This is a genomic window from Mesobaculum littorinae, assembly GCF_004011175.1.
Taxonomy (GTDB): domain Bacteria; phylum Pseudomonadota; class Alphaproteobacteria; order Rhodobacterales; family Rhodobacteraceae; genus Tranquillimonas; species Tranquillimonas littorinae.
Genome location: NZ_RQXX01000001.1, coordinates 297,969 through 323,586, shown reverse-complemented (window position 1 = coordinate 323,586; position 25,618 = coordinate 297,969). Strand labels below are relative to the sequence as shown.

23 protein-coding genes and 2 pseudogenes are annotated in these 25,618 nt (G+C 67.9%); 11 read left to right on the top strand and 14 right to left on the bottom strand.

Features of this window, described 5'->3' with window-relative positions; genetic code table 11:
• Window positions 1-63: 63 nt before the first annotated feature.
• Window positions 64-267, top strand: a complete 204-nt coding sequence (locus tag EKE94_RS01555; RefSeq protein WP_127904845.1) for a hypothetical protein — start codon at window positions 64-66, stop codon at window positions 265-267.
• 111 nt (window positions 268-378) lie between these two features.
• The gene (locus EKE94_RS01550) at window positions 379-1,932 is read left to right on the top strand and encodes a Ppx/GppA family phosphatase (protein ID WP_127904844.1); all 1,554 of its coding nucleotides are present in this window, start codon (window positions 379-381) and stop codon (window positions 1,930-1,932) included.
• Here the strand turns inward: EKE94_RS01550 and EKE94_RS01545 are convergent.
• Window positions 1,929-2,282, bottom strand: coding sequence for an AAA+ family ATPase (locus tag EKE94_RS01545; protein WP_206614999.1), 354 nt, complete (start codon window positions 2,280-2,282; stop codon window positions 1,929-1,931). The two genes, EKE94_RS01550 and EKE94_RS01545, sit on opposite strands and share 4 nt — an antisense overlap.
• Before the next feature lie 83 nt (window positions 2,283-2,365).
• On the bottom strand, window positions 2,366-3,046 hold the full coding sequence (locus EKE94_RS01540) for a molecular chaperone DjiA (RefSeq protein ID WP_127905432.1): 681 nt from the start codon (window positions 3,044-3,046) through the stop codon (window positions 2,366-2,368).
• 214 nt (window positions 3,047-3,260) lie between these two features.
• Here EKE94_RS01540 and nhaA point away from each other — a divergent pair, with 214 nt between their 5' ends.
• Window positions 3,261-4,472 (top strand): Na+/H+ antiporter NhaA, encoded by a 1,212-nt coding sequence (gene nhaA, locus EKE94_RS01535; protein ID WP_127904843.1) that lies wholly within the window; start codon window positions 3,261-3,263, stop codon window positions 4,470-4,472.
• A gap of 521 nt (window positions 4,473-4,993) precedes the next feature.
• Here the strand turns inward: nhaA and EKE94_RS18525 are convergent.
• Both EKE94_RS18525 and EKE94_RS01530 read right to left on the bottom strand, forming a co-directional pair.
• Entirely contained in the window at window positions 4,994-5,146 is a 153-nt protein-coding gene (locus EKE94_RS18525) for a hypothetical protein (RefSeq protein ID WP_164870781.1), read from the bottom strand.
• 102 nt (window positions 5,147-5,248) lie between these two features.
• Window positions 5,249-5,835: pseudogene (locus EKE94_RS01530) on the bottom strand (methylmalonyl-CoA mutase family protein).
• Between the two features lie 194 nt (window positions 5,836-6,029).
• Between EKE94_RS01530 and EKE94_RS01525 the strand changes: the two are divergent.
• Window positions 6,030-6,524 carry a DUF4174 domain-containing protein gene (locus tag EKE94_RS01525; protein ID WP_127904842.1) on the top strand — a complete coding sequence of 165 codons (495 nt, stop codon included), beginning with the start codon at window positions 6,030-6,032 and terminating at the stop codon, window positions 6,522-6,524.
• Window positions 6,525-6,657: 133 nt separating this feature from the next.
• Here the strand turns inward: EKE94_RS01525 and EKE94_RS19185 are convergent.
• The 4 genes and pseudogenes from EKE94_RS19185 to EKE94_RS18520 all read right to left on the bottom strand — a co-directional run bounded on the left by EKE94_RS19185 (window position 6,658) and on the right by EKE94_RS18520 (window position 8,747).
• Window positions 6,658-7,686 (bottom strand): annotated as a pseudogene (locus EKE94_RS19185) (ATP-binding protein).
• A gap of 79 nt (window positions 7,687-7,765) precedes the next feature.
• Window positions 7,766-8,002: a hypothetical protein gene (locus EKE94_RS01510; protein WP_127904840.1), complete on the bottom strand. Its 237-nt coding sequence runs from the start codon at window positions 8,000-8,002 to the stop codon at window positions 7,766-7,768.
• Between the two features lie 169 nt (window positions 8,003-8,171).
• Window positions 8,172-8,522 carry a hypothetical protein gene (locus EKE94_RS01505; protein WP_127904839.1) on the bottom strand — a complete coding sequence of 117 codons (351 nt, stop codon included), beginning with the start codon at window positions 8,520-8,522 and terminating at the stop codon, window positions 8,172-8,174.
• A gap of 81 nt (window positions 8,523-8,603) precedes the next feature.
• Window positions 8,604-8,747 (bottom strand): hypothetical protein, encoded by a 144-nt coding sequence (locus EKE94_RS18520; RefSeq protein WP_164870780.1) that lies wholly within the window; start codon window positions 8,745-8,747, stop codon window positions 8,604-8,606.
• 874 nt (window positions 8,748-9,621) lie between these two features.
• Here EKE94_RS18520 and EKE94_RS01500 point away from each other — a divergent pair.
• Window positions 9,622-10,857 carry a multidrug effflux MFS transporter gene (locus EKE94_RS01500; RefSeq protein WP_127904838.1) on the top strand — a complete coding sequence of 412 codons (1,236 nt, stop codon included), beginning with the start codon at window positions 9,622-9,624 and terminating at the stop codon, window positions 10,855-10,857.
• Window positions 10,858-10,918: 61 nt separating this feature from the next.
• Window positions 10,919-11,359, top strand: coding sequence for a CoxG family protein (locus EKE94_RS01495; RefSeq protein ID WP_127904837.1), 441 nt, complete (start codon window positions 10,919-10,921; stop codon window positions 11,357-11,359).
• Window positions 11,360-11,411: 52 nt separating this feature from the next.
• On the opposite strand, the gene EKE94_RS01490 is transcribed toward EKE94_RS01495, so the two are convergent.
• The 5 genes from EKE94_RS01490 to betI all read right to left on the bottom strand — a co-directional run bounded on the left by EKE94_RS01490 (window position 11,412) and on the right by betI (window position 17,656).
• Window positions 11,412-12,044 (bottom strand): hemerythrin domain-containing protein, encoded by a 633-nt coding sequence (locus EKE94_RS01490; RefSeq protein ID WP_235855857.1) that lies wholly within the window; start codon window positions 12,042-12,044, stop codon window positions 11,412-11,414.
• Window positions 12,023-13,681 carry a choline dehydrogenase gene (gene betA / locus EKE94_RS01485; protein WP_127904836.1) on the bottom strand — a complete coding sequence of 553 codons (1,659 nt, stop codon included), beginning with the start codon at window positions 13,679-13,681 and terminating at the stop codon, window positions 12,023-12,025. The genes EKE94_RS01490 and betA overlap by 22 nt, the downstream gene beginning before the upstream one ends.
• Window positions 13,682-13,966: 285 nt before the next feature.
• Complete coding sequence (betB, locus tag EKE94_RS01480; RefSeq protein ID WP_127904835.1) at window positions 13,967-15,442, bottom strand: betaine-aldehyde dehydrogenase; 1,476 nt, start codon at window positions 15,440-15,442, stop codon at window positions 13,967-13,969.
• A 133-nt stretch (window positions 15,443-15,575) separates the two neighbouring features.
• A complete protein-coding gene (gene betC / locus EKE94_RS01475; RefSeq protein WP_127904834.1) occupies window positions 15,576-17,084 on the bottom strand; it encodes a choline-sulfatase in 1,509 nt (502 codons plus the stop codon).
• A complete protein-coding gene (gene betI / locus EKE94_RS01470; protein WP_127904833.1) occupies window positions 17,081-17,656 on the bottom strand; it encodes a choline-binding transcriptional repressor BetI in 576 nt (191 codons plus the stop codon). Before betI ends, betC begins: the two co-directional genes overlap by 4 nt.
• Window positions 17,657-17,748: 92 nt before the next feature.
• Here betI and choX point away from each other — a divergent pair, with 92 nt between their 5' ends.
• The 3 genes from choX (at window position 17,749) to choV (ending at window position 21,238) form a co-directional block, all read left to right on the top strand.
• Window positions 17,749-18,675, top strand: coding sequence for a choline ABC transporter substrate-binding protein (gene choX, locus EKE94_RS01465; protein WP_127904832.1), 927 nt, complete (start codon window positions 17,749-17,751; stop codon window positions 18,673-18,675).
• 686 nt (window positions 18,676-19,361) lie between these two features.
• A complete protein-coding gene (gene choW, locus EKE94_RS01460) occupies window positions 19,362-20,192 on the top strand; it encodes a choline ABC transporter permease subunit (RefSeq protein ID WP_127904831.1) in 831 nt (276 codons plus the stop codon).
• Window positions 20,189-21,238 carry a choline ABC transporter ATP-binding protein gene (choV, locus tag EKE94_RS01455; protein ID WP_127904830.1) on the top strand — a complete coding sequence of 350 codons (1,050 nt, stop codon included), beginning with the start codon at window positions 20,189-20,191 and terminating at the stop codon, window positions 21,236-21,238. The genes choW and choV overlap by 4 nt, the downstream gene beginning before the upstream one ends.
• Here the strand turns inward: choV and EKE94_RS01450 are convergent.
• Window positions 21,217-21,816, bottom strand: coding sequence for a LysE/ArgO family amino acid transporter (locus EKE94_RS01450; RefSeq protein WP_127904829.1), 600 nt, complete (start codon window positions 21,814-21,816; stop codon window positions 21,217-21,219). The genes choV and EKE94_RS01450 overlap by 22 nt on opposite strands.
• Before the next feature lie 351 nt (window positions 21,817-22,167).
• Here EKE94_RS01450 and recJ point away from each other — a divergent pair, with 351 nt between their 5' ends.
• Together recJ and EKE94_RS01440 are read left to right on the top strand one after the other, a co-directional pair.
• Window positions 22,168-23,937 (top strand): single-stranded-DNA-specific exonuclease RecJ, encoded by a 1,770-nt coding sequence (gene recJ, locus EKE94_RS01445; RefSeq protein ID WP_127904828.1) that lies wholly within the window; start codon window positions 22,168-22,170, stop codon window positions 23,935-23,937.
• Between the two features lie 206 nt (window positions 23,938-24,143).
• Window positions 24,144-25,421 carry a cation:proton antiporter gene (locus EKE94_RS01440; RefSeq protein WP_127904827.1) on the top strand — a complete coding sequence of 426 codons (1,278 nt, stop codon included), beginning with the start codon at window positions 24,144-24,146 and terminating at the stop codon, window positions 25,419-25,421.
• The last annotated feature ends 197 nt before the right edge of the window (window positions 25,422-25,618 follow it).

Below are 25,618 nucleotides of genomic sequence, written 5' to 3'. Positions count from 1 at the left end.
TTGACCTTAGCACGGAAACAGGCGCAGTTAGGCGTCGGGGATGTTAAACAAAGGATGGGATCGATGACGAAATCACTTCGTATCGGCGCTGCTTTGGCGTGCGCCCTTACCGCATCAGCATGCGACACGACCGACACCGTAAACCGCAAGGTCACACCGGTGACGGCAAGCTCGAACAGCAACATCAAGGTAACCCCGATGAAAACGTCGGGCGGCAACGTCCACGTGATCTGGGGCGCGGATTCGGCCGGCAACCAGTTCAACTAGGCGCCACGTCACCTTCGCACGCGGGCGGCTCTGCCACCGGCCCGCGATTGACCAGGCGCCCGGGATCGTTAGTGTCCCGCGCAACGGCCTGAGCGGAGGGGACAAGTTCCGATGACCGAAGACACGACGCACCCTGTCGAAGACTGGGGCGCCTTCGGACGCACGCTCTTCGACGATCCCGCCGCGCGCGCGCTCAGCCGCGTCGGGGTCGTCGACGTCGGCTCGAACTCGGTGCGGATGGTCGTCTTCGACGGCGCCGCGCGATCGCCGGCCTATTTCTTCAACGAAAAAGTCATGGCCGGCCTTGGCGCCGGATTCTCGGACACCGGGCGGCTGAACCCCGAGGGCCGGGTGCGCGCGCTGTCGGCGCTGCGCCGATTTGCCCGCCTGGCCGAGGGGATGGGCGCCGCGCCGCTGAACGTCGTCGCCACCGCCGCCGTACGCGAGGCCGAGGATGGCCCCGCCTTCGCCGCCGAGGTCGAAAAGCAGACCGGCCTGCGCCTGCGCATCGTCGACGGCCCGCAAGAGGCCCGGCTGTCGGCACAGGGCGTCCTTCTGGGCTGGCCCGACGCCGAAGGCCTGATCTGCGATATCGGCGGCTCGTCAATGGAGCTGGCGCATGTCGGCGGGGGCGAGGTCGGGCACTGCGTCACCTCGCCCCTGGGCCCGCTTCGGCTGGCCACGCATGACGACGGCAAGAAGGGGATCAAGACCGAGATCACCCGCGTGATGGACGGTCTCGTGGCCGAGATGGGCACCGATCACAAGCGCATGTACCTTGTGGGCGGCTCGTGGCGGGCGATCGCCCGGCTGGACATGGAGCGGCGCGGCTACCCGCTGCACGTCCTGCACGAATACCGCATGACGCCGAAATCGGTTTTCGACACGGTGAAATGGATCGGCACCCACGATGTCCCCACGCTGCGGTCGATGACCGGTATTGGCGAGGCGCGGATGGCCCTGGTGCCGCTGGCCTCGCAGGTGCTCAAGGAACTCGTGCGTCGCTTCAAGCCGAAGGAAATCGCGATCTCGTCCTACGGGATCCGCGAGGGGCTGCTTTACGAACAGATGCCGCAAACCCTGCGCGACCGCGATCCGCTGATCGAATCCTGCCGCTTCGCTGAAAAGAAGGACGCGCGGATGCCGGGCTTTGGCCGGGCGCTTTACGAATTCGTTCAGCCGCTGTTCAAGAGCGAGCGTCCGGCACGGCAGCGGATCGTCCGCGCCGCCTGCCTGTTGCACGACGTATCGTGGCGCGCCCACCCCGACTATCGGCACGAGGCCTGTTTCGACAATGCCACCCGCGCCAACCTCGGCGGGCTAACCCATCAGGAACGCGTGTTCATGGGGCTGTCGCTGCTGCACCGCTACAAGAACTCGCGCTCCGGCACACGGCTTGAGGAGTTGCTGGGCGTCCTCCAACCCGAGGACATCAAGCAGGCCGAAATCCTCGGCCGTGCGATGCGCTTCGGCGCCATGTTCTCGGCCGAGAGGCCTGGGTCCTTGGGCGAATTGCGGTGGTTTCCGAAGCGCAAGAAGCTTGAGCTCTGGCTGAACACCCACGCACAGGATCTTTTCGGCGAGGTTGCGCAATCGCGGTTCAAGGCACTGTCCAACGCGCTTGGCGCCGAGACCGAAATCAAGCGCAAGCGCGACGCGGCCTAAAGCTCGACCTCGGTATCGGGATCGCGCGGCAACTCGGGACGATAGGGCGGCGCGTCATCGCGGCGGCGGATGATGATATCGCCGTCGGGCAGCACCTCGGGCGACTGGTAGTTGTCGAGGTCGTCGATATCGAGCCCATCGAGGTCCCACCCCTCAAGCGCATCGGCCATGTCGCGCATGTGCGGCTCGACATCGTCGAGGATGCCGCGGAAGAAGAGCCGCAGGCCTTCGGAAACCATGTTGTCGTCGTCCCCGGCGTCCTGCGCAAGGGCGGGCCCGGAGGAAAACGCCAGGCCAAGACCCAGGGTCGTGGCGCGCAGCGTGCGATAAAAGGCGGTGTCAGATGTCATGCCCATGGACATAGGTCGTCGCAGTCCCGGTCCAAGCCCCTGCGAACGGCGCCCGGGCCGAGGGCGTTCACCGGCTTGCAGCATCAGGCGCGTTCGCGCGCGATCTCTTCCCACGCGGCGTTGACGGCGATCAGGCGTTTCTCGGCCATGCGCACCGCCTCTTCGGGAACGCCGCGGGCGGCCATGCGGTCGGGGTGGCTTTCGCGGACCAGCCGGCGCCACGCCGCGCGCGCCTCGTCGACGCTGGCCTCGGCCCCCAGCCCCAGAACCGCGCGGGGATCGGGTTCGTCCCCGGCGACGTAGCGGGCGCGAATGGCCCGGAATTCCGCTGGCGGCAGGCCCAGGATCTCACCCACGCGGGCCAGGAACGCTTCTTCCCGCGTGTGGTACTGACCATCGGCCATGGCGATGTGAAACAGCCCCTCGACCAGGTCCGACAGCGCCGGGTTCGGCCCCCCGAACATGCGCGCCACGCGGGCGGCGTATTCCTCGAACCCCGCCACGTCGCGACGGGCCAGGTTGAAGACGCGGGCCGCGGCATCCTCCTGCCCCTCGGGGATCTCGAACACCTCGCGGAAGGCCGTCACCTCGTTCCGGGTGACCTGCCCGTCGGCCTTGGCCATCTTGGCCCCCAGCGCGATCACCGCGATGGTGAAGCCCACCGATTTTTCCGGTGCGCCGCCAAGACGGTCGAACACCGCCGCAAGGCCTTCGCCCTGCGCCAATGCGGACAGCGCGTCCCTGATGCGACTCCAGATCGACATGCCGGCCAATCTACCGCCAAGCGCGGCGGCTGTCAGGTCAAACACGCCTCCCGGCACCGTGAAATGCGCCGCATTGTGCCGGAACCCTGTCCTGCGTCAGTTTGAACCACCCCTCCTGACGGAAAACCTAAACTTTCCACGCGCGCGCGCCTTGATCCGCGGGGGTCCACGCCCATGTCGAACGGAACGCAACCAGACCAACGGGATAGGATTAATGCTGCTTCAGGCGCTCGACCGCTTCTTCAAACACGAAGCCTCGGGGGGGCTGTTTCTGATGGGGGCAGCGCTTCTGGCGATGATCATCGCCAACTCGGCGCTGGAGCCTGCCTATCACGATACCCTGGGCGCCTATCTGGGGGTGACGATCAACGGCAACGGCATCGAGAAACCGCTGATCCTGTGGATCAACGACGGCCTGATGGCGATCTTCTTCTTCCTCATCGGACTCGAGCTCAAGCGCGAGATCCTCGAGGGGCGGCTGCGCAATCCCGCCGACGTGATCCTGCCCGGGATGGCCGCCGTGGGCGGCATGGTGGCGCCGGCGCTGATCTTCCTCGCGCTGAACTACGACAACCCGGTCACGGTGCACGGCTGGGCCATTCCCGCGGCGACCGACATCGCCTTTGCGCTTGGTGTGCTGGCGCTGGTGGGCAGCCGGGTTCCCGCCTCGCTCAAGGTCTTTCTGCTGACGCTGGCGATCCTCGATGACCTTGGCGCCATCCTGATCATCGCGCTGTTCTACACCGCCGACCTGCAGATCGACTACCTGTGGCTGGCGCTGATCCCCTTTGCGCTGATGGCCTACCTGAACCAGAAGGGCGCGCCCCGCGTGGCTCCGACGCTGTTGCTGGGCATCGTGATGTGGGTCTTCGTGCTGAAATCCGGCGTGCACGCGACGCTGGCCGGGGTCCTGACCGCGTTCTGCATCCCGCTGCGTGACATTCGCGGCGGCTCGCCCCTGCACAAGATCGAGGGTGCTCTGTCGCCCTACGTCTTCTACGTAATCGTCCCGATCTTCGCCTTTGCCAACGCTGGCGTGGTGCTCGAGGGGCTGACCATGGAGCAGGTCTTTGCCCCGCTCACCCTGGGCGTCGCGGGCGGCTTGGTTCTGGGCAAGCAGATCGGCGTGCTGGGGGTCAGCTGGATTTTGGTCAAGCTCTTCGGCATCCGCCGCCCCGAGGGCGCAAGCTGGCTGCAGATCTACGGCATCGCCTGCCTCGCCGGGATCGGCTTTACCATGTCGCTCTTCATCGGGTCGCTCAGCTTCCCCGACGCGTTGCACGTCAACGAGGTGCGGCTGGGCATCCTGTCGGGCTCGGCGGTGTCGGCGATCCTGGGGTATATGGTCCTGCGCTATTCGGGCAGCCCCGCCCCCGTTCAGACCGCTGAATCCGCGGGCGGCACGGATCCGCTGGCCGAGAAGTGACTGCTGCGGGGAAACGCCCGCCGGCAAGCCCCATGTGAAACGGATCTGGGGGCGCTGCGGCGCCCCCTTTTCTTTGCGACCGCGGTCGACTCGCGCGAGTCGCCCTACCCCCGAGCCCGCCCCAGCCCCCGGCGATTGCGGATCCGGTCGAGGATGCCGCGCGCGGCCTGGGAGTTCTTGGTGCCCGGCCCGAAAATCGCGGCCACCCGGGCGGCGCTCGGCACGGCGTGATCCTGCCGCGGGATGACGCCGCCGCAGATGCCGAGGATACCCTCGGCCCCCGCCGCCCGCAGCCGGAAACAGGGCGGGCGGCGAGCGCCCGGCGCCCACGGCCAGCGACGAGACCCCAACATATGCGCATCGGTGTCGAGCGCGTCCTGAGCGGCCTATTCCGACGTCTGGAGTAGCGGCGCGACATCGACATCGCAGCCGATACCGGCACAGGCGGCGGCAATGATCATGGCGCCCCGGTAGTGGCGCTCCTGCCCCATCTTGACCACCAGCATCCGCGGGAGGCGCCCCTAACCCTCGGCAAAGGCGGCACCCTCGGCGCACATCGCGTCGACGCCGGTGTCGCCGTCATAGGCGGTGCCCTGGACGTCGCCAAGGGTGGCGCACCTCGGCCCGTTGGCCACCCACTGCGTCAGGCCGCGACGGCTGTCGACCTCTGCCATCAGGTCGCGCGCCTGGGCGATCAGCTCGGCACTCTGGGCCTCGCCGTGGTAGGCGCCCGCCAGCGGGTCGGCGACATGGCATCCCGGCTTCTTCCTGAAGGATCAGCTGGGTATTGCGCGCCATGAGAGGTTCATGCCCACCGCGAAGGCGACCAACAGCCGCGGCGCAAAGGCCTTGATGTCGCGCCCCCGGGCGATGGCCTGCTGCATGTAGGCCCCGCCGTCGGCCGGGGAGAAGGCCTGCTTCTGCAACAGCGTCGCGCCCGCCTTCTGCATGTGGCAGCCCGAGACCGAGATCGAGTTGCAGCGCGGCATCCGGACGGCGGTGAAGTCGGTGATGTCGTCAGTATGGGGATCACTGCGCCATTCAGTGTCCTCCACACCCTGACCCGATCCAGCTGAATGCCGACGAGGAGGTTCTCCATGTCCTCGACCGAACCGCTGGCGACGCCGGCCTTGCCCACGTCGGCCTCGACCCTGGGATGGACGCTGCCATAGCCGCGGTGTTGCGTTAGATCGAAGGCGACCGACACAGCGTGCTGCCCGGCCACAAGCGCCCGGAGGTAGAACGTGTTGCTGTCCTCGGCCGTCGAGAGGCCGACATATCGGCGGATGGTCCAGGGATGGCCGGCATATGTCGTCGCCCGCGTGCCCCGCATGAATGGCGGCTCGCCCGGAAGGTTGCCCATATGGGGAAGATCGCGCGCATCCTCGGGGGCAATGACCGGCCGCAGGACGTTCTCCCCGGCAAGGTACGCATCAGGTCTTTGGGATAGCGGCCCATCGGCTCGGTCGGCGCCGGCGCACGCCACGCGCCCATCCTGTCCGTCACCACTTCGTTTTGCGCCGCGTCGCCCCTATATTGGATGGAAGAGGAGAACCGATGCGCAAGATGCTGTCCCTGACCCTGTCACTCGCCTTCGCCATGCCGCTCGGGGCGGAGGTGTTGGTCACGTCCTCTTCGGATGCCGCGGCCGACCCTGACGCAATGGCCCGCTGGCAGGCCGAGCCTGCGCAGATCTTCGATGCCGGAGAGGTCGAGATCGAGGATTTCCTGTGGCGGGCGCGACCGTTGGTGGTCTTTGCCGATACCCCCGTCGATCCCGCGTTCGAGGAACAGGTCAGTCTGATCGAGGACGCATTCGGCGAACTGGTCCGCCGCGACGTGGTGGTGGTGATCGATTCCGACCCCGACGCCCGCACGGACCTGCGGCAGGACCTGAGGCCAAGGGGCTTTGCGCTGGTGCTGCTGGGCAAGGATGGCGGCGTCAAGCTGCGCAAGCCCTTCCCGTGGCATGTGCGCGAAATCGGCCGGTCGATCGACAAGATGCCCGAGCGCCAGCGCGAGATGCGGGACGGAAACCGCCCCGGCGGATAGGCGCCAACGCGAATCTTGGAACGGCTATTTCTGGTACGAGGAATACTGAGATGGTCCGTAATCCGTGGCGGAATTCCATGATCACCACGTCGTCGGCCAAGCTGTCCCAGAGAGCGGCTTTGACGCTCTTGTCTTAACCAGCGCCGTCTGCACGCAGCAGGGCCTCGATCTTCATCGCCTGCACCGGGCACAGTCGCTGACCCACCTCGATACGGTCGCTTTCGGCCACGCCGAGGTGCGACAGAAACTCCGGAACAAGGCAGAGAAGCAGGTTCGAGGCGCCGGCGGAAGGAAAGTGCGGACGCGATCTTCGGAATAGCCCGGCTTTCGATGGCCCCGCCCGAGGTATCGACATCCGATTGCGCCAGACGCAGTGGCTGCCCCCGAGATGCGGATGATATCTGCGACAAGACCAACACCGATGACCAGTCCCCTCACCGGATGTTTTACCCGAGGAAAATCGATCATCCATATGAAATTTAATGTTTTCCTCATAGATGATACGCTCGCCCATTCCGGCCGAGACATAGCCCGCGGCCCGGTTCAGGTCACATGCCTGTACCCTCGTTCGGGAAGGGGCTCCGGGATTGAAAAAGGGTGACGGCGCCTCCTCGACCGCGTCCTGATTGCGCCGCTGGATCGAAGATTCCGGCTACCCAGGGTGAACGCATGCGCCATGCTCATCCGCCACAGTCTGTGTCTCGGTACGCCGCGGATGGGTGACGTACCGCTTAAGGATGATGCGATCGTCTCCGAAACTCGCAGCCGCTTCGATGGCCGATGTGCGAAACGCTTCCGATGGCCGATGCCGTCGACACTCCGAACGGCGTCGGCGAAATCGAAAGCTTCGGACAGAAGACCATAACCCGAATGCATGCCCTACGCCACTGCCTGACGCAGTTGCCAGGATGGCGTGGATCGCCAGCCCAATATGTGCCGCGTTCTCGGCGCCGATGGCAACGGCCTCACTGGCCGGAGGGACATGCAGGGCGCGGGCGTCGGCCTGCGAACGGATCGCAACGGTCGCGATGTCCCTGGGCCGGGCCGTCCAGATCCTGCGGCAGGCGATGTCGCTGCCGTGCACGATCAGGATCTTGTCAAATATGGCCCCCGCCCTCCGTCGCTCGTCAAGACATGGCGAGGGGCCGAACGAAAACGCCACCCGGATTACGGTCCGGGTGGCGTTCAATTTCAACCGGTGGCGTCACGCCCAAATGCCGTGACGCCCGGAACCGGAGGCCTTAGCGGCGGCAGAGCGCGGGGGCGACGTCGTCGCAAAGCGCGCCGGCGCCAGCGCCGAGAACCGCGCCGGTGCCGACGTCGTTGTCCGTCACGGCGGCAGCGCCAGCACCGACAGCGGCGCCGATGCCGGCACGCTGGGCGTCGGGGGTCAGGCGGCTGTTGCCGTAGGCGTCAGTTTCGCAGGCAGCCAGGCCGAATGCCGCCAGGCCGCAGAGAATCCAGAGTTTCGATTGCATGGCTCAAGGCCTCCAGTAGTAGACTTCTTATTAGCCCGGACACTTAGCGCGAGTGCCGAGTTGCGGTAAACATAGCGCGGCAAATCCTGTTAGCCATGGGCGAAAGCCCGCCGAAACGCATTTACCGCGCGCCCCTTCCCGAACATCGATCCATGTGTCCGACCGGGCATCAGATGATGTCGAAAAGGTGCGGATAGCTTGCGGCGATCGCTTGTGGATCCAACCGCAACAGCGCATCGTAAGAGGCTGGATCAAAAGGATCTTCGGCGGGAATGACTTCGCGTCCGAACAGCCAGGACAGACGCCCGCCATCCAGGTTGCCACGTTCGAAAGGCTCTTCGCCGAACTGCTCCCACAAGGCGAGCAGGAACCCTTCATCCGCGCGCTTGTCGGCGGCGCGACGGTCGCGGAAACGTTCGCGCCGGATCAGCGGCGTCGCCCCCTTGGGGTTCGCACGGCGAAGCGTAAAGCTGAAATCAGTGCCGGGAAGGCGGCCGGGAAAGCCGCGGTGCTTTATCATATCACGTCCTCCGGCCGGACGGACAAGGCCCGGGCGCGCCCGGGAAGGCGGACGGGCCCGGAGGCCCGTCCGGCCCCGAGATCAGTACTTGTTGTACGTGGGCTCGGGCTGAACCATCGGCTGCGGAGCCGGGTCCACGTAGACGACTTCTTCTTTCTCCTGGGCGCAAGCCGCCACAACGGCGATGAAACCCAGCGCCATGATCGCTTTGATGCTCTTCGACATCTCTTAACTCCTGTTGCGCGTATGAAGGGCGGACGGGCTGCCTGTGCGTCCCTTCGACCCCTCGTCCAAAGGCTGAGCCCGACCGGGCTCACCTGAAGCGACATTACCCTACACGGTTATCCAATGATACAGGGGCAAAGCGCATCGGGACGGTTGTGGCAAGGCTGCATCACGTCGCGCAGTTTCTGCATTATATAGCTTAGTATATTGATATTACAGGGTATTTTTCACAGTAAATGGCCGACCAACGGACCGATGTGCCGGTCGCAGCGGGCAACTTGGCAGTTTCCCGCCAAGCGCCTCCGAATCCTTCCTCGGGGAGCGGCCGTTCACCAAATCGCTGCTTGCGCAAAACTGCGAAAGATCGAACCGATCAGTCGCTCCAGAGCACCTTAAAGCGGCATGTTGTCGTGATCCCTCCGCGGCTGCTGCACCTGCATGCCGCGCAGCAACGCAGGTTGGATCACATCGTCGATGAACCCCACGTCATCCGCCTTAAACGTCTTCTCCAATTTTACCTCGTAACTCATTGATATTATTTTGCCTCCCTATAAGGCGCTGTCCGATACAGAGGTTTCCACGATATGGGCTGTCGCACCGGCGCCGGCCTCCCTGAGACGATCACGTTCGTGACGGTCGTCACGATGTCGGGGCCGGTGATGACCCTGTAGGAGGTATCGCGCACCGGGAAGCTGAAACGTCATCTCCGGCGAATAGATCCGGCCGCCCGTACAGGGCCCATGATGAGTTATTGCGCATGTCGCCGTCTCCGTCCCGGGTCGGACCAGCGCGACGTGGGGCGACCGACCAAGGTCATTCTTCGCGCGGGACGTGTGCCATGGACGCCACCGCGGCAACGCAATAGGTCTTGTGAATGGTTGAAGCCCTGTCCCCGCCGCGCCCCCGCTCCCGGTTTCTGGATCGCACGACGCCGCCGCATATCGCCACGCTGATCATCCTCGCCTCGGTTTCGGCCCTGGCGATGAACATCTTCGTGCCCTCCCTGCCCCGCATGGCGCAGTATTTCGACACGGATTACAGTGTCATACAGCTTTCGGTCGCGTTGTACCTCGCGGGAAACGCGGTGCTTCAGATCCTCCTGGGGCCGATATCCGACCGCTACGGACGACGGCCCGTGATCCTTGCGGCGCTGGTGATCTTCGTTCTGGCGACACTGGGCTGCATCTTGGCACCGACGGTCGAGGTCTTCCTGAGCTTCCGCGTGCTGCAATCGGTTGTCATCGCCTGCCTCGCGCTCAGCCGGGCGGCCGTGCGCGACATGGTGCCGGCGGAACAGGCGGCCTCGATGATCGGGTACGTCACCATGGGCATGTCGGTGGCGCCGATGGTCGCCCCGGCGATCGGCGGCGTGCTCGAGGGGCTGGCCGGCTGGCGCGCCACCTTCGCCCTTCTGGCCGTACTGGGGTGCGGCGCGCTGTGGCTGACATGGCGCGACATGGGCGAAACCGCACAGCCGCGCGACATCAGCCTGCGCGACCAGATCGGTGAATACCCCGAGCTTTTGCGCAGCCCGCGGTTCTGGGGCTACTGCGCCGTCAGCGCGCTGTCGTCGGGTGCCTTCTTTGCCTATGTCGGCGGGGCACCCTTTGTCGGCGCGACGATCTTTCACCTGACGCCCACCGCGCTCGGCATCCTCTTCGGCGCCCCGGCCGTGGGCTACATGCTGGGCAACTTTTTGTCGGGCCAGTTCTCCATGCGGCTTGGAATCAACACGATGGTCCTGTCGGGCACGCTGTGCACGGCGCTCGGCACGACGGTGTCGCTGGCGATCACGCTGGCCGGGGCGGACAGCCCGCTCAGCTTCTTCGGGCTGATGACCTTGGTCGGCCTCGGCAACGGACTGGTCCTGCCCAACGCCACCTCGGGCATGCTGTCGGTGCGGCCGCACCTCGCCGGCACGGCCAGCGGTCTGGGGGGCGCCTTCATGATCGGCGGCGGCGCGATCCTGTCGGCCTATGCGGGCACCCTGCTCAACCCCAGCTCGGGCGCCGCGCCGCTTTTGTGGATCATGGCGATTACCTCGGTCCTGGCGATCGTCGCCATCGTGCTGACAATCCGTCGCGAGGCGCGGCTGCACGGTCGGGCATGACGCTTTACCCCTCAGCCGAAGCCGGGTAGCTCTGCGCCGGGAACCGAGGGGAGGACTTCGAATGGAACTGACAGGCACCCGCACCATCCAGGCCAGCCGCGAAACCGTCTGGGCCAAGCTGAACGATCCCGAGGTGCTGAAGGCCTGCATCCCGGGGTGCGAAGAGCTGACGGGCAATGCCGAGGACGGCTATGAGGCTGTCGTGAAGCAAAAGGTCGGCCCCGTGCGCGCGACCTTCAAGGGCCAGGTCACGCTGACCGAGAACACGCCGCTGGAAAGCTATACCCTCGCCGGGGAAGGCAAGGGCGGCGTCGCGGGCTTCGCCAAGGGATCCGCCGACCTGACCCTGTCCGAGGTCGCGGAGGGGACCGAGCTGTCCTACACCGCCGACATCGCCGTGGGCGGCAAGCTGGCGCAGCTGGGCAACCGCCTGATTTCGGGCTTTGCGCGGTCGATGACGGATACCTTCTTCGACCGGTTCAAGGACCATGTCGAAGCCTGAGCCGCGGGCCGTCCGAGCCGCGGCGCCTTAGATTCCGCGTCCCGCGCCGGACCTAGAGGTTCGGCGCGAATTTCAGGATCACCGGAACGACAAGATCCTCCTCGTCGTCCAGATGCCGCGTCAGAAACCCGTTGAACCCGTCCAGCGCGGTTTCAAGCCGCCCGGCGGTCTCACGCTCGTCCGCGCCACCCACCGACTGCAGGAAACGGTTCGTCGTCTCGGCCATGTCGTGGATATGCCCGTCCAGCGCGTGGTGATCGGCGTCGAGCAGCGCGAACCCCTCCTCCAGCCGCGGGTCCAGCCCCGTGAGCGCAGGAAAATAGTGCATGTCCTCGATCTGGTGGTGACCATGCAGCTGGTTCAGCAGGAACCCCGCGTAGCGCTGGGTCTCGCGGGCCTGCGCCCTGCCCTCGACCTCGCCGGCCAGCAGCGCCCTCTGCCCGCCCTGCAGCTTGTCCAGAAGATCGCGGAACATCATGTGCCGCTGCATCCAGAACCGGACGAGGCCGTCGAAGTTGGGATGCGCTTCCCAGCCCGAGCGGGGAAGTTCGCGTGTCAGCACCCGCAGCGCGTCGGGCAACCCGTCGCGGCGGGCGAGCGAAAGATCGGGGGTCATCTTGTCCATCCCCGCCAGATAGGGCCGCAGCTCCGCGGTTTCCAGCCTCAGCGCTGCGCCACCCGCCATGCGGGGTGGATCCACGGCACCTCGTTCGCGCGCGCGAGCGGCTCGCGCCCCAGGATGTGGTCGGCGGCCTTCTCGCCCACCATGATCGACGGACCGTTGAGGTTGCCGTTGGTGATCCGCGGAAAGACCGAGCTGTCGGCAAGCCGCAGCCCCTCGACCCCGATCACCCGCGCCTGCGGGTCCACGACGGCCATCGGATCGTCGCGCCGCCCCATCCGGGCGGTCCCGCAGGGATGATAGGCGCTCTCCGCGTGGGCACGGATGAAGTCATCGATCTCGTCATCGCTGTCGCAGGCCGCGCCGGGCTGAATCTCGTGCCGGACATGGGGGGCAAAGGCGTCTTGCGCAAAGATCTCGCGCGTCAGGCGAACGCAGGCGCGGAACTCCTCCCAGTCGCTGTCATGGCTCATGTAGTTGAAACGGATCACCGGCGCGTCACCCGGCTCGGCCGAGCGCAGGGTGACGCTGCCGCGCGACCGCGACCGCATGGGCCCGACATGGGCCTGGAACCCGTGCCCCTCGGCCGCAGCCTTCCCGTCGTAGCGCACCGCGATCGGCAGGAAGTGATACTGGATGTCGGGATACTCGATCCCCGCGCGCGACCGGATGAAGGCGGCGCTTTCGAACTGGTTCGACGCGCCCGGCCCCGCCCCGGTGAACAGCCACTGCGCACCCACCCGCGCCTTGCCCAGAAGATTCCAGTAGCGGTAAAGCGTGATCGGCTGGCGCGCGGCATACTGCATGTAGACCTCGAGATGGTCCTGCAGGTTCGCCCCCACGCCGGGCCGGTCGGCCAGCACGGCGATCCCGTGGCGCCGCAGCTCCTCCGCCGGGCCCACGCCCGACAGCATCAGCAGTTTGGGCGAGTTGATCGACGAGGCGGCCAGGATCACCTCGCGCCGCGCCGCGATCACCTCGACCCCGCCGCGGCGCTCGATCTCGACGCCCCGTGCGCGGCCTTCCTCGATCACGACCTTGCGCGCCAGGCCCCGCACCAGCGTGCAGTTTTTGCGCTTCAGCGCGGGCCGCAGGTAGGCATTCGCCGCCGACCAGCGCCGCCCGCGCCAGATCGTGGCCTCCATCGGGCCAAAGCCTTCCTGCTTCTCGCCGTTATAGTCGTCGGACACCTCGTAGCCTGCCTGTCGGCCAGCCTCGACAAAAGCGCCGACCAGCGGGTTGTCGCGCCGCCCCCGGCTGACATGCAGCGGCCCTGTGCGTCCGCGCCAATCGGGATCGCCTCCGTGGCCGCCGTCGTGCCACGTCTCCATGCGCTTGAAATAGGGCAGGACATCGGCATAGCCCCAGCCATCAGCGCCGCTTTCGGCCCAGTGGTCGAAATCGCGGGCATGACCGCGCACGTAGACCATCCCGTTGATCGACGAGGATCCGCCGATCACCTTGCCACGCGGGGTGGCCAGCCGCCGCCCGCCCAGGTGCGGCTCGGGCTCGCTGTGATAGCCCCAGTCATAGCGCGCCATGTTCATCGGGTAGGACAGAGCGCCCGGCATCTGGATGAACGGCCCCGCGTCGGTTCCGCCATGCTCGACCACGATGACAGAAGCGCCTGCCTCGCTCAGCCGATAGGCCATGGCACAGCCGGCCGACCCGGCACCGACGATGACGTAATCCGCCTCCATCACACCCTCCGACGCTCCGGGCCCGCCTCTGCGGCCCGGGTCAAGGATGGCGCAAGCCACCGCCCTTGGCGGCGCCGCAGGCGTCCTTGACGCGGGGCGCAGAGGCTTCCCACAATCGACATGGCCTCTTGAGGGGCGGACCCGCCCTTCAGGCGCCTCTCGGCAGACAACCCTGCCCTTGCACCAGCCGCGCCGGCCAGGCCCCGGGCGTCGCCTCGGAGATTTCCTGGCGGGCACGCGCGGTAGCGCTCCTTTTGGCAGGCCTCGCCCTGCGCAAGGCGGGCGTCAGAACGGCGCATCGACGGCCCCCATGCCCACGTACACCGTCTTTTCCTGCGAATAATGCTCCAGCGCGGCGCGGGAATTCTCGCGCCCCACGCCCGACATCTTCACACCGCCAAAGGGCATCTCGATCGGCGTCAGGTTGTACTGGTTGATCCAGCAGGTCCCGGCCCGCAGGCCCGCCGCCACGCGATGCCCGCGCGCCAGATCGCGGGTGAAGACCGCGGCCGACAGACCGAACTCGGTCGCGTTGGCGCGGGCCAGCCCCTCTTCCTCGGTCGCGAAGGAAAAGACCGACATGACGGGACCGAAGATCTCTTCGCGCGCGATGGTCATGTCGTCGGTGACATCGGCAAAGACGGTGGGTTCAAGATAGAAGCCCGCCCGATCGACCCGGCCACCACCGGCGACCAGCCGCGCGCCTTCGGCCCGGCCCTTCTCGATATAGCCTTGCACGATCTGCATCTGCCGCTCGGACACCATCGGCCCGAAATTCACCGTCTCGTCCAGCGGATCGCCCATCACCACGCCCGACAGGCGGGCCGAGAGCTTGGCCAGGAACTCTTCGCGCACCGGCTCTTCCACGAACACGCGGGTGCCGTTGGAACAGATCTGACCCGAGGAGTAGAAGTTGCCGTTGATCGCCGCGGACACCGCGTCGTCGATATCGGCATCGGCGAAGACGAGGATGGGGGACTTGCCGCCCAGCTCCATCGTCACGTGCTTCATCCCCTCGGCCGCCGCCGCGTAGACGCGCCGCCCCGTGGGCACGGATCCGGTAAGCGACACCTTGGCCACGCGATCGTCGCCCACCAGCTGCGCGCCGACCTCTCCCATGCCCTGCACGACGTTGAAGACACCCGGGGGGGCGCCCGCCTCGGTCAGGATCTCGGCCAGCTTCAGCGCGCAAAGCGGTGTCGTCTCGGACGGCTTGAAGACCATGGTGTTGCCGCAGGCCAGCGCCGGCGCGGCTTTCCAGCAGGCGATCTGGGTGGGATAGTTCCACGCGCCGATGCCGACGCAGACGCCCAGCGGTTCGCGGATCGTGTAGGCCCAGTCGCCATCGGCCAGCTGGAAATGCTGCCCCGCGATCCCCGCGGCCAGTCCACCGAAATATTCCAGCGCATCCGCGCCGCTGGCGGCATCGGCGACCAGCGTCTCCTGCAGCGGCTTGCCGGTGTCGAGCGTTTCGAGGGTCGAAAGCTCGCGGTTGCGCTCGCGCAGGATGTCGGCGGCGCGGCGCAGGATGCGGCCGCGCTCTGCCCCCGTCATCGCGGCCCAGACCGGCCCCGCCGCGGCGGCCGCCGCCAGCGCCGCGTCGATCACCGCGGGCGTCGCGGCATGGACGCGCGTCAGCTCCTCTCCCGTCGCCGGGTAGACGACCGGGATCGGCGCGCCCGCCTCATCCTCGCGATAGGCGCCGTTCACGTAGTGGCTGGCTTTGGGCGTCGCGTCGGGGCGGGGGGCGTCTTGTGCCATGGGGGGCGGTCCTTTCGTCGATGAGGCGGCGGCCCCGGGCACGGCGTTGTCGCCGCGACGGTCCGGGGGGTCTGGGGCCGCCCAGGGGCTTCTCGGGGCCCCCGGGCGGCGGGGATAGCACGGCGGCGCGGCGTCACTCGCCGCGCGGAAAGCGCTGGTTCTCCTCGACCACGTTCAGGTCCATGTGGTTGCGCATGTACCGCTCCGAGGCCTTTTGCAGCGGCTGGTAGTCCCACGGATAGTATCCGCCCTGGCGCAGCGCCTCGTAGACGACCCAGCGGCGGGCCTGGCTTTCGCGCACCTCGGCGTCGAAACGCTCCAGGTCCCAACGCGTCGCGGCCTCGACCCGGAACTGTTCCAGCACCTCGGCATGCGCGGGATCCTCGGCCAGGTTGCGACGCTCGGCCGGATCGGCCTCGAGATCGAACAGCTGCTCGGGGTCCGCGGCGCAGTTGGTGTATTTCCACCGGCCCCGGCGCAGCGCCACCAGCGGCGTGATCGAGGCTTCGGCGGCGTATTCCATCGCCACCGGCTGGCGCCGCGGCCCGCCCGCGGCCACCGGCAGCAGGCTTTCGCCGTCGGTCCAGGGCGCGACCTCGTCGATGGACACGCCGGCCAGATCGCACAGCGTCGGGCAGAGATCGATGGTCGACACCGGCTCTTCGATCAGCCCCGGCTCGATCCCCGGTGCGCAGATCATCAGCGGCACCCGCGCCGAGCCTTCGTAGAACGACATCTTGAACCACAGCCCGCGTTCGCCCAGCATGTCGCCGTGATCCGAGCAGAAGGCGATCACGGCTTCCTGCCGCGTCGTTTCCAGCACATCGAGGATCTCGCCGATCTTGTCGTCGAGATACGAGATGTTGGCGAAATAGGCGCGCCGCGACCGCGCGACGTCGTCCTCGGTGATGTCGAACTTGCGCCAGTCATTGGCGTCGAAGATGCGCTGGGTGTGCGGATCCTGCTCGTCATAGGGCAGCGCCGGCGTCTCAGGCGCCAGATGCGCGCAATCCTCGTAAAGATCCCAGTACTTGCGCCGCGCGACGTAGGGGTCGTGCGGGTGGGTGAAACTGACGGTCAGGCACCACGGACGGTCGTCCTTTCCGCGCGCAAGATCGTAAAGCTTGGCCTTGGCGTGGTGCGCGACCTCGTCGTCGTATTCCATCTGGTTGGAAATCTCGGCCACGCCCGCGCCGGTCACCGACCCCATGTTGTGATACCACCAGTCGATGCGCTCACCCGGCTTGCGGTAATCGGGGGTCCAGCCGAAATCGGCGGGGTAGATGTCGGTCGTCAGACGCTCCTCGAACCCGTGCAGCTGATCGGGGCCGACGAAATGCATCTTGCCCGACAGGGCCGTCTGATAGCCCGCACGGCGCAGGTGGTGGGCATAGGTGGGGATCGAGCTTTGGAATTCGGCCGCGTTGTCGTAGACGCGGGTGCGCGACGGCAGCTGCCCCGACATGAACGACGCCCGCCCCGGCGCGCAAAGCGGCGACGCGGTATAGGCATTCGAGAACCGGGCCGAGCGTTCGGCCAGGCGGCGCAGGTTGGGCGCGTGCAGCCAGGCGGCGGGGCCATCGGGCCACAGCGTGCCGTTCAGCTGGTCGACCATCAGGATCAGGATGTTCGGGCGGCTCATGTCGTCTCCAGTAATCTGTCGAGTGTGGTCGAGACGCGCGCATGCGCGGTCTCGGCCGTCATCGTGTCACCCAAAGCGGCGCGGATGTAGACCCCGTCGATCAGTGCGCCGATGATATCGGCGATTTCCCCCGACCGCCCCCCCGCCAGCGGGCGCAGATCATGCACGAGGTTCGAGCGCAGGCGCGTCTGGTAGACCCGCAGCAGCCGCGCCGCCGGGTCCGACCGCTGCGCCCGGGCATATAGGTGCAGCCACGCGCCCACGACCTCGCTGCGGAAGTTACCGACCTCGAAACTGGCGCGCAGCACGGCATCCAGCCGGGCGCGCGGCGCCTCGGCGCGCGCCAGCGCAGAGCGCACCGCGGCGCCGTATTCGGTAAGGATATGGCGCATCGCGGCAAGGAACATCGCCTCTTTTCCGCCGAAGTAATGGTGTGCCAGCGCCGTCGACATGCCCGCCTGCCGCGCGATCTGCGCCACCGTGACGTCGAGCGAGCCGCGGCGGCCGATCTCGTGGATCGTCGCTTTCACCAGGGCATCGCGCCTGATAGGCTCCATTCCGATCTTCGGCATCGTGGGGGGACCTTGCGACAGTGGGTGACCTTCGTGGTGCTAGACGGTATTTGATTGACTCGTCAATCAACAAACACGGGAGATGAAGACATATGACGATGCGCACCACGATTTCCGCCCTTGCCCTGGGCCTTGCCGCGGGACCCGCCCTGGCCGATTGCGACACGGTGACCTTCTCGGACGTCGGCTGGACCGACATCACGGCGACGACCGCCGCCACCACCACCGTGCTGGACGCCCTGGGCTACGAGACCGAGATCAAGGTCCTGTCGATTCCGGTCACCATGACCTCGCTCGCCGCGGGCGACATCGACGTCTTCCTAGGCAACTGGATGCCCACGATGGAGGCCGACGTCGCCCCCTACCGCGAAGAGGGCAGCATCGACATCCTCGGGCCGAACCTCGAGGGCGCGAAGTACACGCTGGCCACCAATGCCGCGGGCGCCGAGGCGGGGATCGCCGATTTCGCCGACATCGCCGAGCATGCCGACGAGCTTGACGGCGAAATCTACGGTATCGAGCCCGGCAACGACGGCAACCGCCTGATCATGGGCATGATCGACGAGGACCAGTTCGGCCTGGGCGATTTCGACATCGTCGAAAGCTCGGAACAGGGAATGTTGGCGCAGGTCTCGCGCGCATCGCGGCGGGACGAGCCGGTGGTGTTCCTGGGATGGGAGCCGCACCCGATGAATTCGAACTACGACCTGACCTACCTGACCGGCGGCGACGACGTCTTCGGCCCCAACCTGGGCGGTGCGACGGTCTTCACCAACACCACGGCGGGCTTTTCCGAAGAATGTCCGAACCTCGGCACCTTCCTCGGAAACCTCGAATTCTCGCTGGAGATGGAGAACGAGATCATGAGCGCGATCCTCGACGACGGCGCCGAGGCCGGCGAGGCCGCGCGCACCTGGCTGACCGAGAACCCGCAGGTTCTGGACACCTGGCTGGACGGCGTAACCACCGAGGCGGGCGAGCCTGGCCTCGCCGCCGTGCGCGCCGATCTGGGCCTCTGAGACGCCGCGGAAGGGGGCCGGCCCGGCCCCCTTCCCCCCGCGGCATGGCCCCGGCCGGGACGTTCGGCCCGCGCCCGCCGCGTGGGCGCACTGCGTCCGCCCATGCCTCGGCCCCGTGGCCACGACCGCGCAGCAGCCCGACCCCATGGGGCATTCGGAACCAGCGGTCCGGACCGGCACGACGAACAGATGCCGCTGCATGACGCAGCGTCTGGACCCCCGTCTGGGCCGCCTCGGCGACGATTCCGGCCGCCCCCTGTGCCGCGCGGCGGCCAGCCTCGCGGCAATGCCCTGCACCGCTCCGCGGCTCCCCGGGGCCGGATCGGCGGTTGCCCCGATCCCGGCCCGCGGGCATGCTGGCCGCTTGACCCACCCTGAGGAGATCCGATGATCCCGACAGCCCCCCGCACCGCATCCGGCGCCCTTGTCCGTGGCGGGCCCGTGTCCCGCGATACCGTCCCTGACGGACCCGGACCCCGGCGGCCCGGACACCGCGGGCCTGCCTCTCTTGGGCCCGTCCATCGGGGTGCCGTCCATCGGGGGAGCGTCTATCAGGGGCCCGTGTGTCGAGGGGCGGCGTCTCGAGGGGCGGCGGCTCGGCGGCACACACCTCCCGGGCCAACCTCGCGTGCGCATGTCTTCTTGCGGCACCTTTCCGGCGGCTTGTCGCATGGAGTGGCGAACACATGAACTGGCTCACCGACTACAAGATCCCCGTGGGCCAAGCCGCCGCCAAGGTCTTCGGCTGGCTCGAGATCAACGGTGCGTGGCTGTTCGACTGGCTGCACGACGTGATGGAGCGGATGATCGACTGGATTCTCTGGGTCCTGCAATCGCCACCGCCGCTGGTTATGGTCGTGCTCTTCGCCGCGCTGGCCTACGCCCTGCAACGGCGGTGGCAGACCGCGCTGCTGGTCGCTCTCGGCCTTCTCTTCGTGCTGAACCAGGGCTACTGGGAGGAAACCACGGAAAGCCTGACACTTGTGCTCTGGGCCTGTCTCGTCTGCATGGGGCTAGGCGTCCCCATCGGCATCGCCGTGGCCCACCGGCCAAGGCTCTATGCCGCGGTGGCTCCGGTGCTCGACCTGATGCAGACGCTGCCGACCTTCGTCTACCTGATCCCGGCGGTGACGCTGTTCAGCATCGGCATGGTGCCGGGGCTGCTGGCGACAGTGATCTTCGTGCTGCCCGCACCGATCCGGCTGACGCACCTGGGCATCTCCTCGACCCCGGTCGCGCTGGTCGAGGCCGCGCGGGCCTTTGGCGCCACCGACCGCCAGCTTCTGCTGAAGGTCGAACTGCCCTACGCGGTGCCGCAGATCATGACCGGGCTCAACCAGACGATCATGCTGTCGCTGTCGATGGTGGTGATCGCCGCGCTCGTAGGCGCCGACGGGCTGGGCGTGCCCGTGGTCCGCGCGCTCAACCAGGTGAACACCGCGTTGGGCTTTGAATCGGGCTTCGTCATCGTCGTCGTGGCGATCATGCTGGACCGTATGCTGAGGGTGCGCCGATGAGCCGTGACAACCAACCCGCCGTTTCGTTCGACAAGGTCTCGATCGTCTTCGGCGATGCCCCCGAGACCGCCCTGCCGCTGATGGACGAAGGCCTGACGCGGGCCGAGATCCACGAGCGCACCGACCAGATCCTCGGCGTGCACGACTGCTCGCTCGACGTCCCCGCGGGCGAGATCCTGGTGCTCATGGGCCTGTCGGGATCGGGCAAGTCGACGCTTCTGCGCGCGGTAAACGGTCTCAACCACGTGACGCGGGGCGAGGTGCGGGTCACCACCGACGGCCATACCGAAAGCGTGACCCGCGCCGACACCAAGACATTGCGCCGGCTGCGGCTGACCCGCATCGCGATGGTGTTCCAGCAGTTCGGCCTGCTACCCTGGCGCAGCGTGGCCGAAAACGTGGGCCTGGGGCTGGAGCTTGGCGGTATCGACCGCTCCGAACGCGAGGACCGCGTGCGTCGGCAGCTGGACCTCGTGGGTCTTGCCGACCGCGCCGACGCCAAGGTGGCCGAGCTTTCGGGCGGCATGCAGCAGCGCGTTGGCCTCGCCCGCGCCTTCGCGACCGAGGCGCCCATTTTGCTGATGGACGAGCCCTTTTCGGCGCTCGACCCGCTGATCCGTTCGCGCCTGCAGGACGAATTGATCGAGCTGCAGCAGCGGCTGGGCCGCACCATCGTCTTCGTCAGCCACGACCTGGACGAGGCGTTCAAGCTGGGCCACCGGATCGCGATCATGGAGGGCGGGCGCATCGTCCAGCACGGCACCCCGCGCGACATCTTCGCCGCGCCCGCCAACCCCTATGTCGCGGATTTCGTGGCGCATATGAACCCGCTGGGCGTGCTGACCGCCGCCGACGTGATGGAACCGGCCGAGGGCGTGGCCCCTGCAGGCGGCGTCCCGGCGCGGATGCCGGTCTCGGACATCGTGGCCCATGGGCCTGGCGCCGAGATCGCGGTGGTCGAGGATGGTCGGCTGGTCGGGCGGATCACCGCGGCATCGCTGCTGACGCGCCTCGGCCGCGAGGCTCAGCCGACGACTAGCCCGTAGGCGATGGCCCACATCACCACCGCGACCAGCGCGTCCAGCACCCGCCACGCCATCGGGCGCGCGAAGAGCGGCGACAGCAGCCGCGCGCCGTAACCCAAGGCGAAGAAGAACACGAAAGAGGCCGTGACCGCCCCCAGCCCGAAGGCCAGGCGCTGCCCCTCCCACCCGGCGGCAACGGATCCCAGCAGCACCACGGTGTCGAGATAGACATGCGGGTTCAGCCAGGTCAGCGCGAGGCAGGTCAGCAGCGCGCGCCGCAACGACCCGGCGCCCTCGGCCGCGGGGTCGAGCGCCTCCTGCACCTTGAGCGCCCGCCAAAGGCTCATCCCGCCGTAAACGATCAGGAACGCGGCCCCCAGCCAGCGGCAGAGCGGCGCGACCCAGGGCGCGGCCCCGACCAGCCAGCCAAAGCCTGACACGCCCGCCGCGATCAGCAGTGCATCCGACAGCGCGCAGGTCAGGCAGACGGCGAGCACATGCGCGCGGCGCAGCCCCTGCCGCAGGACAAAGGCGTTCTGCGCACCGATGGCGAGGATCAGGGAAAGGCCGAGCGCGAAGCCCGCGAAAGCTGCCGTCATGTCCCACCTGATAGCCGCACCGCGCGCAGGGGTGAAGCCCCGCCGGACCGGGCATTGGGCCGGGTGTTGTGCCAGGAGTTGTGCCGATTCCAGTGCCGGGGCCAATGACGCGGCCTGAGGCGGGGCCGCCGAGGCCACGCCGCGCGATCCTGCCGAGAGGGCTGGCGCCCTTCGGTCCAAGCGGCCTTCCCCCCGCCGGTCGTGTCGGACCCGGCCCATGCCGCCTCCGGGCGCCGCCCCTGTTGCCGCGGGGGGCGGCCACAGGCCGGGCGGCCAGTCTGCCCGCTGGCGTATCCGGCGCACATCGCATATGGTGGGGCGCAGAGCAGAACACCCGATATGTTGAGAAGAATGCCACGGGATCACGCCCATCCGAACGCCGCCGCCTTTCTGGGGGTCGAGACGTCGCTCAGCGGTCGCCGCTGGGTCGGCCCGTCCGTCGAAGAGGACCGGCTGGCCGAGGCGATGGCGCAGGCGACGTCCCTGCCCCCTGCGGTCTGCGCGACGCTGGTGCGCCGCGGCGTCACGCCCGAGGGCGCCCCGGCCTTTCTTGCCCCCGCGCTGCGCGATCTCCTGCCCGATCCGCTGACGCTTCGGGACATGGACAAGGCGGCCGAACGGTTCCTGCAGGCCGTGACGCGGCGCGAACGCATCGCGGTCTTCGGGGATTACGACGTCGACGGCGGCGCCTCGGCGGCGTTACTGCTGACGTGGCTGCGCGACATGGGGCGCGAGGCGACGCTCTACATTCCCGACCGGATCGACGAGGGCTATGGCCCCAACGAACCGGCGATGGCGCAGCTTGCCCAGGACCACGACCTGATCATCTGCGTCGATTGCGGCACGCTCAGCCACGCCCCCGTCGCGGCGGCCGAAGGCGCCGATGTCGTGATCCTCGACCACCACCTTGGCGGTGAGACCCTGCCCGAGGCGGTGGCGGTGGTGAACCCCAACCGGCAGGACGAAGACGGCGACCTGGGGCATCTTTGCGCCGCGGCGGTGGTGTTCCTGATGCTGGTCGAAGCCAACCGCCGCCTGCGGGCCGAGGGCGTGGCGGGCCCCGACCTGATGGCGATGCTCGACCTCGTGGCACTGGCCACGGTGGCCGACGTCGCGCCGCTGATCGGGGTCAACCGGGCGCTGGTGCGGCAGGGACTCAAGGTGATGGGCCGGCGGCAACGCCCCGGCCTGGTCGCCCTGTCGGACGTGGCCCGGCTGGACGCTCCCCCCGCCGCCTATCACTTGGGCTTCATGCTGGGTCCACGGGTCAACGCGGGCGGGCGCATCGGCCAGGCCGATCTGGGCGCGCGCCTTCTGGCCACCGCCGACCCGCACGAGGCCGCGCGGCTGGCCGAACAGCTGGACCGGCTGAATAGCGACCGGCGCGACATCGAAGGCCGCGTGCGCGAAGAGGCGCTGGCGCAGGCCGAGGCGCGCGGCATCGACGCCCCGCTTGTCTGGGCGGCGGGCGAAGGCTGGCACCCGGGCGTCGTCGGCATCGTCGCCTCGCGCCTGAAGGAAGCGACGCATCGACCCTCGGTCGTGATCGGGGTCGAGAACGGCATCGGCAAGGGCTCCGGCCGGTCGATCGCGGGGGTCGACCTGGGTGCCGCGATCCATCGGCTGGCCGCCGAGGGGCTGCTGGAGAAGGGCGGCGGCCACCGCATGGCCGCGGGCCTGACGGTGCTGGAGGACGCGATTCCCGCGGCGATGGCGCGGCTGGCAGAACTGCTCGACAGGCAGGGCGCGGCGGCGGGCGGCCCGGGCGATTTGCAGGTGTCGTCGCTGCTGATGTCCAGCGCGGCGACCCCCGACCTGATCACCCAGATCGAGGCCGCGGGCCCCTTCGGCGCGGGCGCCGCGGCGCCGCGCTTTGCCTTTGCGACGCAGCGCGTGACCTATGCCCGCCGGGTGGGCGAGGGCCACCTGAAGATCGGCTTTACCGACGGCGCCGGCCCCGCCTGCGAGGCCATCGCCTTCGGCGCGTTCGACGGCCCCCTGGGGCCCGCGCTGGAGAACCACCGCGGCAACCGCTTCCACCTTGCCGGGCGGCTTGAGATCAATCACTGGGGAGGGCGTCAGCGCGTCCAGCTTCGACTGGAGGACGCCGCCGAGGCCTGACCCCGGGGGTAACGATCCGCGTGCCGGTCTGGGCCGTGGCCCGAGGCCGGAACGCCACCCATCGGCCTTCCCCCTATCCCAGCCACCCCTGTCGCGCCGGCCGTGATGCGGCGCCCCCGGGGCCGGCAGGTGGCCTTTGCCGGTTTCGGGCTGGTCGTGGCAGCGCCTTTCCCGCATCCTTGCCCCGAACCCTCAGTGGAGACCCCATGACCCTTTTGCAGATCGCCGCGCTTCTGATCGTGCTGGCCGGTGCCTTCGGCGCGGTGAACTACCTGTTCCTGCGCCTGCCCTCCTCCATCGGAATCCTCGTCGTGTCGCTTGTCGCATCCCTGGCGATCCTTCTGGCCGACCTCACCTTTCCCGAACTCGGGATGGCGGACGAGGTGCGCGGGATCGTCACGGGGATCGAGTTCTCGGACACCCTGCTGGAAGGCATGCTGGGCCTTCTGCTCTTTGCCGGCGCGCTACACGTCAAGCTGGGCGATCTGCGCGAGGAATGGCCGGTGGTCGTGCTGATGGCGACGATGGGCGTCGCCCTTTCGACGCTGATCGTGGGCTTGGGTTTCTCGTTCGCCACGGGCATGCCGCTGATGGTCGCGCTGGTCTTCGGTGCGCTGATCTCGCCCACCGATCCGGTCGCCGTGCTGGGCGTGCTGCGCGATGCCGACCTGCCGAAATCGCTGGAAACCAAGATCGCCGGCGAAAGCCTCTTCAACGACGGCGTGGGCTATGTCGTGTTCCTCGTCCTCGTGGGGCTGGCCTTCGAGGCCTCGGGCCATGGCGGCGCAGGCGGCACCGGCACCGGAGGCGAGGAAAGCGCACTTGCCGGCGCCGCGCTGCTTTTCGCGCAGGAGGCGCTTGGCGGGGCGGCGCTCGGGGTGGCCCTGGGCTGGCTGGTGTTCCGCGTCATGCGCCGCATCGACGACTATTCGCTCGAGGTTCTGCTGACCCTCGGGCTGGCCTTCGGCGGGTACGAGCTGGCCGTGGCGCTGCATGTCTCGGCCCCGATCATGGCCGTCTGCGCGGGACTTCTGATCGGCGACGTGGGCGCGCGGCACGGCATGTCCGAAGAGACCCGCCGCTACGTCGAGGCATTCTGGAAGCTGGTCGACGAAATCCTGAACGCCGTGCTGTTCCTGATGATCGGGTTCGAGGTCTTCGCCGTCGCCTTTTCCGGCGACTGGCTGACGACGGGTCTGCTGGCGATCCTGCTCGCCCTCGTCGCGCGGTTTGCCGCGGTGGCGGTTCCGGTGACGCTTTTGCGCCCGTTCCGCAGCTTCGACACCGGGGTCGTGCGGATCATGACCTGGGGCGGGCTCAAGGGCGGGATCTCGGTCGCGCTGGCGCTGTCCCTGCCCACCTCCGAGTGGACCCCGACCATCCTGACGGCGACCTACATGGTGGTGGTCTTCTCGATCATCGTGCAGGGCCTGACCGTGGCACCCCTGGCCCGCCGCGTGGGCCGTGCGCCGCACATGGTCTGACGATCGGATCGGGCGCACCGGTCAGCTGAGGCGGGCGGGCGGCGGCCTGGAGAGTGCAGGATCGACCCCAGCCGCCCTGGGCGGCAGCACCTCCGGGCCGGCGTCGTTCGCGGGTGTCCCGCCCTCCGCGAGGGCAGCCGCGGCGTTGCCCGGTTTCCCTTGTCCGCGCAGCACTGGTATAGCTGACCGCGACACCT